The 15,806-nt window shown below is 40.5% G+C and carries 13 protein-coding genes; 10 read left to right on the forward strand and 3 right to left on the reverse strand.

The genetic code is table 11. The features are described 5' to 3' along the window. Positions 1–21: 21 nt before the first annotated feature. The 10 genes from thiM to MKJ01_RS02985 all read left to right on the forward strand — a co-directional run bounded on the left by thiM (position 22) and on the right by MKJ01_RS02985 (position 11,823). Positions 22–816 carry a hydroxyethylthiazole kinase gene (thiM, locus tag MKJ01_RS02940; RefSeq protein ID WP_241611579.1) on the forward strand — a complete coding sequence of 265 codons (795 nt, stop codon included), beginning with the start codon at positions 22–24 and terminating at the stop codon, positions 814–816. Next, positions 816–1,454: a thiamine phosphate synthase gene (gene thiE, locus MKJ01_RS02945; RefSeq protein WP_241632475.1), complete on the forward strand. Its 639-nt coding sequence runs from the start codon at positions 816–818 to the stop codon at positions 1,452–1,454. Before thiM ends, thiE begins: the two co-directional genes overlap by 1 nt. Further along, positions 1,451–2,284 carry a bifunctional hydroxymethylpyrimidine kinase/phosphomethylpyrimidine kinase gene (gene thiD, locus MKJ01_RS02950; RefSeq protein WP_241611577.1) on the forward strand — a complete coding sequence of 278 codons (834 nt, stop codon included), beginning with the start codon at positions 1,451–1,453 and terminating at the stop codon, positions 2,282–2,284. The genes thiE and thiD overlap by 4 nt, the downstream gene beginning before the upstream one ends. Continuing rightward, positions 2,271–2,921, forward strand: a complete 651-nt coding sequence (gene tenA, locus MKJ01_RS02955; RefSeq protein WP_241611575.1) for a thiaminase II — start codon at positions 2,271–2,273, stop codon at positions 2,919–2,921. Before thiD ends, tenA begins: the two co-directional genes overlap by 14 nt. Before the next feature lie 290 nt (positions 2,922–3,211). After that, positions 3,212–3,706 carry an RNA polymerase sigma factor gene (locus MKJ01_RS02960; protein WP_241611573.1) on the forward strand — a complete coding sequence of 165 codons (495 nt, stop codon included), beginning with the start codon at positions 3,212–3,214 and terminating at the stop codon, positions 3,704–3,706. A gap of 262 nt (positions 3,707–3,968) precedes the next feature. After that, entirely contained in the window at positions 3,969–4,775 is an 807-nt protein-coding gene (locus tag MKJ01_RS02965; protein ID WP_241611570.1) for a FecR family protein, read from the forward strand. A gap of 70 nt (positions 4,776–4,845) precedes the next feature. Beyond that, complete coding sequence (locus MKJ01_RS02970; RefSeq protein WP_241611568.1) at positions 4,846–8,067, forward strand: SusC/RagA family TonB-linked outer membrane protein; 3,222 nt, start codon at positions 4,846–4,848, stop codon at positions 8,065–8,067. Between the two features lie 4 nt (positions 8,068–8,071). Next, the gene (locus MKJ01_RS02975; RefSeq protein WP_241611566.1) at positions 8,072–9,475 is read left to right on the forward strand and encodes a RagB/SusD family nutrient uptake outer membrane protein; all 1,404 of its coding nucleotides are present in this window, start codon (positions 8,072–8,074) and stop codon (positions 9,473–9,475) included. 18 nt (positions 9,476–9,493) lie between these two features. Beyond that, on the forward strand, positions 9,494–10,372 hold the full coding sequence (locus MKJ01_RS02980; RefSeq protein ID WP_241611564.1) for a glycerophosphodiester phosphodiesterase family protein: 879 nt from the start codon (positions 9,494–9,496) through the stop codon (positions 10,370–10,372). A 314-nt stretch (positions 10,373–10,686) separates the two neighbouring features. After that, a complete protein-coding gene (locus tag MKJ01_RS02985) occupies positions 10,687–11,823 on the forward strand; it encodes a cysteine desulfurase family protein (protein WP_241611562.1) in 1,137 nt (378 codons plus the stop codon). A 139-nt stretch (positions 11,824–11,962) separates the two neighbouring features. Here the strand turns inward: MKJ01_RS02985 and MKJ01_RS02990 are convergent, their stop codons facing one another. The 3 genes from MKJ01_RS02990 to MKJ01_RS03000 are packed head-to-tail and all read right to left on the reverse strand — an operon-like array spanning position 11,963 to position 15,713. Then, complete coding sequence (locus tag MKJ01_RS02990) at positions 11,963–14,200, reverse strand: xanthine dehydrogenase family protein molybdopterin-binding subunit (RefSeq protein ID WP_241611560.1); 2,238 nt, start codon at positions 14,198–14,200, stop codon at positions 11,963–11,965. A gap of 18 nt (positions 14,201–14,218) precedes the next feature. Continuing rightward, entirely contained in the window at positions 14,219–15,238 is a 1,020-nt protein-coding gene (locus MKJ01_RS02995; protein WP_241611558.1) for a xanthine dehydrogenase family protein subunit M, read from the reverse strand. Beyond that, positions 15,231–15,713, reverse strand: a complete 483-nt coding sequence (locus tag MKJ01_RS03000) for a (2Fe-2S)-binding protein (protein WP_241632466.1) — start codon at positions 15,711–15,713, stop codon at positions 15,231–15,233. The genes MKJ01_RS02995 and MKJ01_RS03000 overlap by 8 nt, the downstream gene beginning before the upstream one ends. Between the last annotated feature and the right edge of the window lie 93 nt (positions 15,714–15,806).

A 15,806-nucleotide genomic window follows, 5' to 3' on the forward strand; every position in this document is an offset into this window, starting at 1 on the left:
GCATTATTTAAACAGAATATAATGGAAAATAATCTCTGGAACCATGTCCTTAAGGTGAGAAACCATTCACCTCTCGTACACAGCATAACCAATTTTGTCGTGATGAACAATACTGCCAATGCGCTATTGGCCGTTGGTGCATCGCCTGTTATGGCCCATGCCCATGCTGAGATAGAAGAAATGGTGAGTATTTCAAATGCACTGGTGGTGAATATCGGCACTTTAGATGAATATTGGGCACAGTCCTTCTTTTTAGCAGCAAACACAGCCAATTCGCTACATAAACCCTGGATCCTGGATCCGGTAGGTTCAGGCGCAACTTCGTACAGGGATACCGTTCTAAGCAAATTGCTGGCCTTAAAACCCAGCGTCATTCGCGGCAATGCGTCCGAGGTTATTGCTTTGGCAAAAGCCAGTATGACCACGACAAAAGGTGTTGACAGTACAGCACAAAGTGATGACGCTATAGAGGCTGCAGAGAACATTGTTGCCAATTATGGCTCGGTGGTATGCATTTCCGGTGAAACGGATGTTATCATCGACGGTACCGAAAGAATATTTTTAAGGAATGGCCATCCGATGATGACCAAAGTGACGGGACTTGGATGTACTGCATCCGCACTGATCGGTGCATTTATCGCTGCGGTTGACAATACAACAGAAGCAGTAGCTGCGGCCATGAGTTTACTGGGTATTTCGGGTGAGCTGGCGGCTGCGCAAAGTATGGGTCCCGGAAGTTTGCAGCTTCATCTTATTGACACGTTATATAATATCACAGAAGAGGAATTTCTAGGCAATCTTAATCTGACAAGATGATGAACATCCATCCGGAATTTCCTTACCAGCTTTATTTGGTGATCTCTGAAAAAGACTGTCCCGGCAAAAACTTTCTGAAAGTTGCAGAAGAAGCTATTATTGGCGGCGTCGATCTCATCCAGCTGCGGGAGAAAACAGTTCCCACAAAAGATTTTCTTCAGAAAGCACTGGATCTCATGGAAATTACAGAGAAATATAATATTCCACTCATCATTAATGACAACGCGGAAGTCGCTGAAAAATCAGGAGCATCAGGAATCCACGTAGGCAACAGTGATCGGTCTCCATGCAGCCTGAGGAAAATCCCCTTTTTCAGGAATAAAATTATCGGCTATTCCATAGAATATCTCAGTCAATTGGAAAATCAGCAGACCAAAGCATCAGATTATCTTGGGATCAGCCCGATATTCAGCACAGAAACCAAAAAAGATACAGTAACGGAATGGGGACCCGAAGGTCTTTCCCTAATCCGATCGATCACCGACAAACCGTTGGTTGCGATCGGCAATATCAATATGGAAAATGCTGAAATGATTATGCAAGCAGGAGCGAATAGTTTAGCCGTAGTCTCTGCGATATGTTCTGCAGAGAATCCTCAGAAAGCTGCTTATCAAATTAAAAATAAAATATTGAAATGAAAAAATTCACCTATCCGTCCGTACTTACCATTGCCGGTTTCGACGGGAGCGGAGGAGCCGGTATCCAGGCAGACATCAAAACATTTTCAGCGTTAGGATGTTATGCCACCTCTGTCCTCACCGCCCTGCCGGTGCAGAATACACAGGGTGTACGTACCATTTATCCTATTCCGATAGAAGCAGTTGCCGATCAGCTGGAGGCTGTACTGAATGATATTTTCCCGGGAGCCATAAAAATAGGAATGGTGCACACCCCTCAACTGGTGGAAGTCATTATCAACACCCTGAAAAAATATCCGAAAATTCCTATGGTGTTTGATCCCGTTATGGTAGCTACCAGCGGACACCGGCTGATTGAAGAAGAAACAGTACGCACGATTGTGGAGAAACTCTTCCCCATTGCTGATATCATTACCCCCAATATGGATGAGGCAGCCATATTAGCAGGAATGGAAGTCAAGACTTTAGAAGATATGCAGACTGCAGGAGAGAAGATTTTAAAATATGGATGTAAGAATATCCTTCTCAAAGGAGGGCATCAGGAAACCTCCCGCATCACTTCCTTACTGATCAGCGAAAACCAGGATGCCATCTCTTATGAAACTGAAAAGTTTGTAACTGACAATACCCACGGTTCCGGATGTACTCTTTCGTCTGCTATAGCCGCTTACATTGCCCGCGGAGAAGATCTTAAAGATGCTGTTGCCCATGCACAGGAATATGTTTTCGAAGCCATAAAAAACGGAAAAGATGTAATTACCGGAAAAGGGAACGGGCCGCTTAACCACTTTTTTAACCCAAAAAAATTAATAAAAAATGAAATGGTCTGAAACAGCGTGGAACCGGATTGAAGAACGTTACCAATCCATACTGACGATGCCTTTTATTTTAAAGCTGTCGGACGGAAGCTTACCGATAGAAAAGTTCCAGTTCTATATGGCGCAGGATTCTTTATATCTTGAACATTTTGGCAGGGCATTATCTCTGATTGCCGCAAGGGCTCATCATATCGGTGATACTTTAGCATATATGCGGTATGCAGAAACAGCTATTCTGGTCGAAAATGCATTACACGAATCTTATTTTGAAGATTTCGGACTGACTGAAAAAGGAAAAATGCAGCCGGCGTGCCACCATTACGTTCATTTTTTAAAAAGTACGGCAGCGCTGGATCCTGTAGAAGTCGGGATGGCATCAGTCCTACCCTGCTTCTGGATTTATAAAAAAGTGGGTGATCATATCTGCAGCCATATTCAGGCTGAAAACAATCCTTATCAGAAATGGATCGATACGTATGGCAGTGAGGAGTTTGCAGAAGCCGTCAATAAAGCTATTGTAATCTGTGATAGAATTGCTGAAGGAACAACACCTGCCATAAGAGAAAAGATGACAGAAGCGTTCATCACGGCCTCAATCATGGAATATCATTTCTGGGAAGCAGCCTATGAGCTTAGGAAATGGATCTGATTAATATTAAAATCTAATTATTTTATAATTTCTCTGTTCATTTTAACGCTACTAGCAACCTGTAATAAAACAGGTTACAAAGAATACATTTTAAATGTATGTTTTTTAAGTACTGCATTATAAAGCGGATCTTTAATCGATCCGGAAACATGAATTGACATACATTTCTTTTAACTTTTGGTCTCTTCAAAAATATTTATGTACCAAACTTAATATTCCCTTAATCTGATTGCAACAGCTTTTGGATACTTTTGCACAGGTAAGTTTCAAATTTGCTGAAATAATAAGTCATGGAAAGTTTTAAAGAAATATATTCCGCGTATAAGCACCGAGTGTATTTTTTTGTAGCTAAATATGTTGCTGAAGAAGAAGATATCGAGGAACTTGTCCAGGATATTTTCATGCATGTATGGAAATATTGTTCTAAAACCGATTCTGCTTCTCAGACCGAAGCACTTGTATTTAAATCTGCAAAGCAGGAAATCGCTAATTTTTACCGGAAAAGGAAGATGATTTTCGTTTCTTTGGAAAACTCACCTGCAGAAGAGACCGATGAACATTCGGATATTGAAAAAAAAGTCAAACAGGAAGACCAGCTTCAGAAAATTGAAAGCCTCCTTGAACAGGTTCCCGAAAGAAGCCGTGATTTTTTCATCAAAAATAAAATCCAGAATCTCAGCCTTTTTACCATTGCCCGTGAAAATGACATCTCCAAAACGGCTGTTGAAAAACATGTCAATAAAGTATTGAAATTTTTAAGGGCAAATCTGAATCTCTTTTTATAAAAGTCTTTTTAAAAGTATACTTTTAATGGTGTAGTTGATTATAACTTTCATCATTGATATATGTTGTTTAATTACATACATAACCAGCAAGAGATTATATTTCAAACTCAAAGACAGACTTTAACTTATCATTTTCAATTTATCTCATTAAAATATTTATAAACTGAATATGAACCCGTGTGAACAAATTATTAAATGAAACAATACAGGGTTGACGATTTTATCTTTCTGACGTATTCTCTGATAAAGACCAAAGACATCTATGGATTTCGAAAATCAGTGGAAATCGGTACAGGAAGAAAACCGTAAAATGAAAGACCGTTCAGATCAAAGGATCTGGAATAAGCTGGAACGGAAAATCCAATTCCGAAACAACTGCAGAAAAGCGATTGCAGTTGCGGCGGTGCTTCTCCCTCTTTTTATTTTAATGGGATTGTATTTTGTAGAAAACAAAAATTCTGCAGTACAGAAAGAACTCGTGTTTCAGACTTCAAATACAAAAAAACAATTCATTTTACCGGACGGGACAGCCATTACGCTGGAACCTCAGAGCAGACTGAAACTGGCAAAAGATTTCGGATCAACATCCAGGAATGTTTCTTTTACCGGAAAGGCTTTCTTCAGCGTAACTAAAAACAAAAAGCTTCCTTTCATAGTCGATGCCAAAGGTTTCAAAGTACAGGTTTTGGGAACAAAATTCATGTTGGATCAAGGAAAAAGAAACAACGTCTACCTGAGAGAAGGAAGGGTAAAAGTGAATTACCGGGGCCACATCACGTATCTTCTGCCAAAAGAAACCTGGATCGCCGACCAAAACGGAAATGAGAAACATTTTTATGATCATGATGTAGCAAGAGCATTTGATTTCAATAACAGGAAATTTTCCGAAGCTGTTTCCCAATTGGAAAAAACGTATGACATTACAATAGATTATCCTGAAGAAATTCAATATAAAATGATCAGCGGAAATATCAGCGGAAATCTTGATCAGGTGCTTCAGACCATCAGTTTTCCGTTTAACCTGAAAAAAGAAAGATATTCAAACAACCACATTATTCTAAAAAAATAATGCAGCGGTAATGGGGTTACCGGTGCATTGAATATAAACCAGTCAATTAACAACTAATTTCAGCAAAGCTATGAAAAAAACAACAATTAGTATGATGTTGTTAGGTTTTTTGTGCGCGCCACATTTTACCTTCGCAGAAACTAACAAATGTTTTCAACAGTCCGTCAGCCAGCGGAAAATACCATTACCAAGTGTTTTCGAAAAGCTGTCTAAAGCACACGGAGTCAAATTCTTTTATTCCGTTTCGGACCTGAAGGATATTCAGGTGGACGATTCAAAAATCAACTATGAAAATTTACAGGCTTCTTTGGAATACCTGAAAAAAAATCTGGGCATTGATTTTAATACCAGTCAGAATACGATATCCGTTCGTCTCAGTCCCAGAACAGTTTCAAAGTTGAAAAACACAATGGTTTCCAGACCGGATGAAGTATTAGCGATAAGAAAGGACACGGCAGATTCGAGGGAAAAAGCAATCGATGAAGTCGTTTTGGTGGGGTATGGAAAACAAAGCAAAAAAAACAACTCCGGTTCTATTGCTTCCATTGATGAAAAACAGATGAAAGGTATTGCTTCCAGTAATTTCGGGGACATTATCACCGGAAAAGCAACCGGCGTGCAGATTACGCAGGCCAATGCAAATCCAGGAGGCTCGCCGTCTGTACGGATAAGAGGTATAGGAACCTTAACGGCCGGATCAAATCCGCTGATCGTTGTAGACGGGCTGCCTCTTACGGAAGGCTCTAATCTCAACGCCATAGACCCTAATTCCATTGCAAAAATCGATATCTTAAAAGATGCTGCTTCTGCTGCCATCTATGGGTCGAGAGGTGCCAACGGTGTGATTATTATTGAAACAAAACAAGGAACCAAAGGCAGAATGAATGTTTCATTCGATACCTATTACGGGATGCAGATGCGAAGTGATCGTGTGAAATTGGTCAATGCTTATGATATGGCAACATTTTTAAAGGAAGCACGGGACAATAATTATCTTTCCAAGGGAAGCAACAGAAGTATTTCGGATGATAATGCGACAAGAGTGAGCAAAGGCGCTTCATTGAGGGAACTGATTCCGGATTATCTCAAACCTTACTTAGCAAAGCAACCCGGCCTTACGGATACGGACTGGCTGAATACCGTCATGAGGCCCGCACCAATCAGCCAGACATCACTCAATATTACCGGAGGCAGCGAAAAGAGCAAATATGCTTTTACCACAAGCTATTTTAATCAGAAAGGCCTTGTGATCGGCACCGATTATGAAAAATTTTCTACCAGTGTAAACCTGTCAACAGCCCTTAATGACAAATGGAAAATAGGGATAACAATGACTCCTTCTTTTTCCAGCGGGACGATATTTGCAGACAATTCAAGAAGTTATAATCCGTTACAGATGGCAACAGCCATGTATCCTTTTTTCAAAGCGTATAATGAAGACGGAAGCTTAGCAATATCCCAGCAGATTTTAGGAAACACATCAACCGACGGAGCCTTGGTAGAAAATCCCGTTGCCGTACAGGATATGACTGACAGAAAGTATTCTATTTTTAAAACATTCGGGAATATTTTTACAGAACTGGAAATCTTTAAAGGTTTAAAATACAGATTTTCCGCAGGTGGCGATTACACCAATTACGAATATAATTTCTTTGACCCTTCCACAGTAGGCGCTTACAGAGCTGCTGCTCCGGATGTAACCTTTGCCAACCGGACGGAATATATCAGAAAAAATTATCTCATTGAAAACGTATTTTCATTTGACAGAAAATGGGGAACGCACCGGGTAGATGCGATCGCCGGGCATTCATTCCAGCAGGAAGACAACACACAGCTTTTTACCGAAGCTACTGCATTTCCTGACAACAGCATCCGGAATATTGCAGGAGGCACGGCTTTTAAAAATACTTTGACACAATATAAATGGAGGTTACTCTCCTATTTCACAAGGGTGAATTATACGTATGACAACAAATATAATGTAATGGCATCCTACCGCAGGGACGGATCCTCACGTTTCGGGATCAATTCAAAATGGGGAGATTTCTATGCCTTTTCTGCAGGCTGGACCATCAGTAATGAAAATTTCTTTCCTGAAAATAATATGGTGACCGACTTAAAACTCAGATACAGCTTAGGCAGTAACGGGAATAATCAAATCCCCAACTTTGGTGCCTTGTCGTTAATGAACCAGGAAAATTATACATTCGGGAATATTTTAGCTCCAGGTTACTCCACGGCGACTGCCCCAAATCCCAATATCTCCTGGGAGAAGTCCAGATCAAACAATTTCGGAATCGATTTTTCTTTATTCAAAAATATATTAAACGTCTCTGCAGATTATTATATTCTGAACAGGAACGGCCTGCTGCTTGATGTCCCGGTTCCACAGCAATCCGGGTTCAGCACCTCGCTTCAGAACATCGGGAGAATCAGGAATTCAGGTTTTGAACTTCAGATCGCTTCAAAAACTTTCAATATTGCCAAAGACTTCACGTACTTAGGAAATTTTAATTTTTCAACCAATAAAAACGAAGTATTAGCTTTAGCAAACGGTCAGAACCAGATCATCACCGGTGCCAATAACTTTTCCGTCACAAAGGTTGGAGGTTCGATCGGAGAAATGTATGGGTATCATATTTTAGGAATCTACAAAACACAGCAGGAAATTAACAGTTCTCCTCATATCAGCGGGACAATGGTCGGTGATTTTATTATGGAAGATTTAAACGGTGACGGAAAAATTGATTCAAATGATAGAAAAAGCTTTGGGAGCGGTGTCCCTAAATACATTCTCGGATTTAACAACAATTTCAGGTACGGAAATTTTGAACTGAGTTTCACATTATACAGTGAAATAGGCAAGAAAATCTATAACGGCGATTCTGTAAGTACTTTAGAGTCCGGCGAAGGATTCGGGATGGCATCACAGTATTATTTTGACAACCGTTATAACGCGGAAACCCATCCGGACGGATTTTTCGGAATGCCGAATATGAACTATTCCAACAACCGGAAGGAAGCGAGAACATCAAGTTTATTTTTCAAAAAGGCCGATTATCTAAGATTGAGGTCTCTGCGGCTGGCTTACAATTTACCTAAATCTGTACTGGGAAATATCGGTCTGGATAATGTACAGGTGTACCTGGTGGGAAATAATCTCTTTACGATTTCAAAATACAATGGGATGAACATCGATGCCACGTCAGACAATGTTCTTACGCAGGGATACGACAGCGCATATTATCCTGTAGCCAAAATTTATTCAATGGGCTTTAATCTTAAATTTTAAACTGATGAAAAAAATTATTACAACAGCCGTCTTTCTTGGAATATTCACCTCATGCTCGTCTGATCTTCTGGACGTAAATCCGGAAGCACAGAAAGTATCTTCCCAGTTTTATAAAACAGCCGCAGAAATCGAACAAGGGATCAACTCTGTTTACGGTTCGTTGCAGTATACAGGCCAGTATCAGTTGGGAATGCCTGCATTAGGCGAACTGCCGTCTGATAATACCTATGACGAGGTACCCGCAAATGACTCCTTTACCTACGGAGAAATGGATTATTTTACCATCCAGCCAAATAACAGCTTAATCGCAAGTACCTGGAAAGATAATTACATTGGCATTCAGCAGGCGAATATTATCCTGACCCGGATGGGTGCGATTCCGGATATGACAGAAGCTTTAAAAAATACAAGAACCGGTGAGATGAAATTCCTGAGGGCTTTAATGTATTTCAATCTTGTCAGGGTGTTTGGCGATGTTCCTTTGGTACTGAAAGAAACCACCAACGTAAATGATTATTTCGGGCAGCCGAGAACACCTGCAGCAGAAGTCTACAAAGCCATTGAAGCGGATTTGAAAGATGCCATAGGCTTTTTGCCTGCAACTACGGTTCAAAAAGGACGAGTAACCAAAGGAGCTGCCTTGGGAATTTTAGGAAAAGTTCTGTTGACACAGAAAAAATATGCAGAATCTTTAAGTTATCTGAGCCAGATCGAACCTCTGGGATATCAATTGCTGGCTGATGTTAGTAAAATTTTTGATGTAAATAATAAAAACAATGCCGAGATTATTTTTGACGTACAGTTTGCCTCAGGTTTAAATGGCAACTCCGAAGGCAGCACAGCCTATCAGATGTTCAGCCCGTCGGGTTCCGTTTCAGGAGCAAAAGGACATAATCTGCCAACCAAAAAAGTGTATAATCTTTATTCTTCTGCAGATGCCAGGCGGTCGGCTTATATCGGTCTCACATCCAACGGAGTTCCTTTCAGTAAAAAACTGGTAAAAACATCCAATACCATTGCCGACGGCGGAAGCAACTTTGTGGTACTCCGGCTGGCCGATGTTTACCTGATGATGGCCGAATGCTACACCGAACAAAATGATTTCCTTAATGCCAACATCTATGTAAATAAAATCAAGTCCAGAGCAGGAATTCCGACAGTAAACCTTTCAGCGAAAGATTTACTCTTAAGCGAAATTGACCGCGAGAGAAGGCTTGAACTGGTTGGTGAAGGCCACCGATGGTTTGACCTGGTCAGGACAGGTCAGGCAGTTTCTGTGATGACGAGCTATTTTAACAACAATCCGGGTTACAGCACCGCTAAGATTGATGCACACAACCTTCTGATGCCTGTTCCGCAGGGACAAATCAATACAGATCCGGCCATTAAACAAAATCCAGGTTACTAATTTTTAAAACTCCATTTTATGTTGAACAATAAATTTTTTCCTCTACTCTTCTTATTTGTTTCTTTATTTTCCATTGCACAGACAAAACAGGTTTCCCTATCCAATTTCCCTGATGACAAAGTCATGGTGGTAGCACACCGTGGCGATTGGCGTGATGCACCTGAAAACTCGGTGTGGGCTGTGAAAAAGGCAATTGAAAAAGGAGTTGACATGGTTGAAATTGACCTTGCCATGACCAAAGACAGCGTTTTAATCATTATGCACGATAATACAATCGACAGGACAACCACCGGAAAAGGAAAGCCCTCTGATTTCACACTGGCTGAACTTCAAAACTTTTATTTACGGGATGGCCTTGGTGTAGCCACACAAATGAAGATTCCCACGCTTGAAGAAATTCTTGCCATCACCGACGGTAAAATACTGGTAAATCTTGATAAAGGGTTTGACTACAGCAGCCAAGTTTATCCGCTGATTAAGAAACGCAGAATGTTTGATCAAATCCTATTTAAAGGCCATGAACCATACCATGAATTTAACCAGAAATACGGAAGCATTAAAGATGACATCCGGTATATGCCGATTATCAGATTAGACAACCCTGAAGATCGAAAAAAGATCAATGAGTATCTAACCCATTATAAAATCTATGGTTTTGAATTTACAGTAGGCACATCAGAAAAGAATCTTATTGATTTCAAGTCATTAAGAGAGAAAAAAATTAAGATTTGGGTCAACTCACTGTGGCCGCATCACAACGCGGGCCATAACGATGATCTCGCTTTAGACCATCCCAATGTGTATGACTGGTTTATCTCAAAAGGGGTCAATATCATTCAGACCGATCGTCCCAAGGAGCTTATCAACTATCTTAAAGAGAGAAAGCTGTATTACTAATGTAAACAAGTTCAAATCATAAAGCAAATATTAAAAAAGTTCACTTTTGAGTGGACTTTTTTCTATCAAAGATCCTATCTGACAATTACGATTTTAAACTGTACACCAGATTTAAATCTTATTTTAAATATATGCTTCTAGATTCAGAAGGTTTTTATTGTATTTTATATCTGTGCCATCACCAAATCCGCAAAATATTGTATTCCAGCTTAATGTAAATAAGCTCTTATATAATTCTTTCAATAATCTTGTATTTTAATCCGGTAAGCCTTATCTTTAAAATACGTATAAATTCAATTGTACTCTTTCAATAAATGCACGAGACATATCAAATCTACCTTGACAATAACGCCACAACGAAAACTGATCCACGCGTCCTTGAAAGCCTGCTGCCCTATTTTACAGAACATTATGCAAATCCGGGAAGTCCGCATTTGAATGGATTAGCAGTGAAAGAAGCTATTGATAATGCCATCTGGCAGGTGGCTGATCTGATCGGCTCAAAGGAGAATGAAATGGTATTCACATCCGGTGCTACGGAATCAATTAACTTAGCCGTTAAAGGTCTTAGAAATTCAGAAAGAAAAAGAATCATAACGTTTACCACCGAACACAAAGCGGTATTGGATACCTGCCACTATATGGAAAGCCAAGGTTTTAAGGTAGAATATCTTCCGGTTCAGCCGGATGGGATAATTGATCCTGATCTTCTGGAGCAATCTCTAAATGAAGAAACCTTACTCGTCATTGCCATGATGGCGAATAATGAAACCGGAACTTTGCAAAATATAAAATCAATTGCTGAAGCATCCCATTCTTATGGTGCTTATCTGCTTTGTGATGCGACCCAGGCAGTTGGGAAAATTCCGGTTGATGTAAAAGAATTAGATGTAGATTTATTGAGTATTTCAGGACATAAGTTTTATGGCCCCAAAGGCACCGGAGCCTTGTATGTTTCAAAAAAATCAAAAATAAAGCTTGAAGAGCAGATACACGGCGGCGGCCAGCAGAGAAACCTCCGCAGTGGAACTTTAAATGTACCGGGCATTATTGGCTTGAGCAAAGCCTGTGAGATCGCAAAAGATGAAATGAATAATGATGCAGAAAGAATTGGGAAATTGAGGGATTTTCTTGAACAGGAACTGTTAAAAATTAAAGGAAGCTTCGTCAATGGATCGAATGCTCACAGAATATATAACACGTCCAACATCTGTTTTCCGGATGTTTCATCTGAAAAACTGATTATAGCATTAGGAAATATTTCGGTTTCCAGCGGATCCGCATGTTCATCGGTAACCTCACAGCCATCACACGTTCTGAAGGCTTTAGGGCTCTCTGACGAAAATGCTTTAAGCAGCATACGGTTCAGCTTAGGCAGATTTACGACACCTCGAGATATTGAAATTACAATTTCTAAAGTTACTGATGTTGTGAATACATTAAGAGCATAAAGAGTTAGTCTCGCAACTCAATGATGTGGGTTGAGAATCGACTGTACAAAAATCATTCTCTGACAGGAGGTCGATAAAAATTATAAAAAAAGTCCGTTTTCACTAGTTGTGAGACGGACTCTTTATGATATATTTCTCATTACAACAATCTATCGAAATGGATAGGAAGATCATAGATTCTTTTCCCGGTTGCATGGAAAATCGCATTGGTAACAGCGGGAGGGATGCCTACTCCGCCTATTTCCCCTACTCCTTTTACACCTAAGTCGTTCACAAACCGATCATTTTCTTCTACAAAAAGAACCTGCAGATCATGAATGTCAGCATGTACAGGAATATGATATTCAGCCAGGTTAGAGTTCATATACCGGCCAAGATTATGGTCAAGGATTGTTTCTTCGTGCAATGCCTTACTTATTCCCCAAATCATTCCTCCCAATACCTGGCTTTCAGCCGTTTTCGGATTGATAATCCTTCCCGCCGCCACTGCAGTCAGAGCTCTTTTCACTTCTATTACGCCAAGCTCCTCATCTACTTCAACTTCTACAAAAACCGCACTGTGAACTGCTCTTGCTTTCTTCCCATAGGTTAAAGGATTAGGCATTGCTGAATGGGTTGTTTTAATAACTTTTCCTTTGTTGGCCTTCATAATTTCAGCAATGGAGATTTTATTTTCAGCATCTGTCTTAGAAAAAATAAATCCGTTTTTAAACATTACCTCTTTATAGGTAAGATCTTTCATTTTAGAATTATCTAAATTTTTAGCTTTTTTCAGGAGCTTTTTGTTGAGTGCCTCACAGGCAGCCTGTACTGCAGGACCCACGGTTGCTGTGGTAAATGATCCTCCCTGAATCGGCGCAAAAGGCATCTTGCTGTCCGCATAGGAAAAAGTAATATCTTCAATTGGAAGGCCTAAAGTATCAGCAGCAATCTGCGTCATGATGGTCAAAGTTCCGGTTCCTATATCCGTTACTGCAGATTTTATTTCCACTTTGCTATCAGGATTCATCATGGCTTCAGCACGCCCCAAAATCCTGTTGGCATCCCAGATGCCCGTTGCCATACCATACCCCACCAGCTTATTTCCACGCTTCATGCTTCTGGGTTCAGGATTTCTTTGGTTCCAGCCGAACTGTTCTGCTCCCTGCAAATAACATTCTCTGAGTTCTTTACTGGAGTATTCTTTATCGCTGCTTTTATCAATTTCCGAATAATTAATCAGCCTTAATTCCAAAGGATCTATATTCAGCCGGTACGCAATTTCATCCATTGTTACTTCAACAGCATGCATACCGGTACTTCCACCGGGTGCCCTCATATCCAGAGGACTGTATACATCTAAAGGAACAACCTCATGTTCCAGCAACGTATTATCGGCAGGATAGAGCATATTGGCCCAATTTACCACGATTTCCACATAATCTTCAAACCTGGAGGTTTCACCGATTGCTTTGTGGTATATTGCTTGTACTTTTCCTTTCTCATCAGCACCGAATTTAGTATGTTGTAAAGTAGGCGGCCGGTGTCCGATCATATACATCTGATGACGGTCCAGTGTTACCCTTACATTCCGCTTAAGATCCAGTGATGCCATTACTGCCATGAACAATTGTTGCTGGGGCCTTAAGCCCGAGCCGAATCCGCCGCCGACAAACGGTGACAGTACCTGCACATTTTTCATCTTTAATCCGAAAACATTGGCCACGTACATCTGGGAATTAATCGTTCCCTGGGTTTTATCGTATATTTTCAGTTTATTCCTGCCTTCATAAATAACGGTAGTGGCATACATTTCCATAGGATTGTGATGCTCTGTTCCATGGCTGAACTGACTGTCGGTTTGTACAAATGAATTATTATATACCTTTTCAAAATCTCCGGTTGGTTTTGGCGGCGGCGGTTTCAGTAAAGAAGCAAGACCTTTTTTAGGATCCCTGGACTTGTCAAGGTTGTGTTTCAGATCTGTTTCAAACTCTTCGGTTTCGTACACCACTTTTATTTTGGCGGCAGCATAACGGGCCATTTCAAATGACTCAGCAACAACCAGCGCAATAGGCTGCCCATTATATTTGATCTCTCCGTCTTTAAGCGGTTTAAAAACAATTCCCGGAGGTGCGTCCATATCCGCATACTGAAAATCGAACCATGCGGTAGAAGGCCGGTTTTTATGGGTAAAAACTTTAATAATTCCATCCAGTTGTTCAACTTCTTTTATATCAATCGATTTTATCTTGCCTTTTGTAATGGTACTGTTGACGATGTAGCCGTAAAGAAGATCATCTGCTTCGTATTCACCTGCATATTTTGCGGCTCCGGTTACTTTAAGATGACCTTCCAGCCTGCTGACCGGTTTTCCTATGATGGGTGCGTTTTCCATACTTACATTTTTGTTAAATTATAAAGACGGTTTTGCACCGGGCCTTTGTGATTCGGGATAAAGAGCCATTACACAGTTTCTGATAATCGCTTTTTTTGCCAGACTAACTTTAAAACTGTTGTGTTCAAACCCAACGGCTCCGTTCAATATGATATCTGCAGCCTTACCGAAATTCTCTTTATTCGGCTCTTTTTCTTTAAGAAACTCTTCTGCGTCAATGACGCGCCAGGGCTTATGGGAAACACCTCCCAAAGCAATCCGGGCCTCTGTTATTATATTATTTTCAATCTTAAAAGCAGTGGCAACGGAAACCAGAGCAAAAGAATACGAATTTCTGTCCCTGAGTTTCAGATACGAGTAATTATCAGGAAAGCCTTTTTCAGGAAGATCGATTCCGGTAATCACTTCATTATTTTTAAGATTATTATCAATTTCCGGAGTATTGCCCGGAAGCCTGTGAAAATCTTTAAAATCAATTTTTCTGTCACCCTCCGGACCTGAGATATTGATTACCGCTTCAAGTGCTGCCAAAGCGACACACATATCTGAAGGAAACACGGCAATACACTGATCGCTATGTCCCAAAATAGCATGGATCCGGTTATATCCTTTCATTGCAGAGCATCCTGATCCTGGCTCTCGTTTGTTGCAAGGCGTTACAGGATCGTAAAAATAATAGCATCTTGTCTTCTGGAGTAGATTTCCGCCATTGGTTGCCATATTCCTGATCTGTGCTGACGCTCCCGCCAAAATTGCTTTTGATAACAGCGGATAATTTTTTTCAATTTCGGGATGATAGGCTGTTTCTGCATTGGTGAGCAAAGCCCCGATTCGTAAACCATTGTTATCAATCTTCATTACATCCCTCATTGCTGCAGTGGGATTGATATCAATAATGGTATCAGCTTCTGTAACAAAATATTTAAGGAGATCAACCAGATTTGTACCTCCGGCTATTATTTTATTTCCAGGGTTTTCCGTTAATAATGAAACGGTATCATCAACATTATGCGCCTTTTTGTAAGAAAAATTATTCATAAGAATCCTGTTTTACCGCCATAATAGCATTAATAATTCCTCTGTTGGCTCCGCAACGGCAAAGGTTACCGCTCATCAGCTCCTGAACTTCCTCCCTGGTTTTTGCTTTTCCTTCATTCAACATTCCCACTGCACTGCATATCTGTCCTGGTGTGCAGTATCCGCATTGAAAGGCATCATGTTCAATAAATGCTTTCTGTACAGGATGAAGCTCTTCGCCATTTGAAATTCCTTCAATGGTTGTAATTTCCGCACCGTCCTTCATCACGGCAAGGGTAAGACAGCTCAGGACCCGCTTTCCATCCACTAAAATCGTACAGGCGCCACATTGTCCGTGATCGCATCCTTTTTTCGTGCCTGTTAAATGGATATGTTCCCGCAGAGCATCTAAAAGAGAAACCCATGGCAACAACTGCAATTGCTGTTCCCGGCCATTCACTGTTAAAACGATGGATTGTTTTTCGCTGGTCATCATAAGCCTTTGATTTGGTATACCTACAGCGATACAAAAAAGGAACCGCAATTACATTTAAAAATTAAATATGGTACCTATATGCCTAATTAGTAA

The organism is Chryseobacterium sp. SSA4.19 (assembly GCF_022601875.1).
Lineage (GTDB): Bacteria > Bacteroidota > Bacteroidia > Flavobacteriales > Weeksellaceae > Chryseobacterium.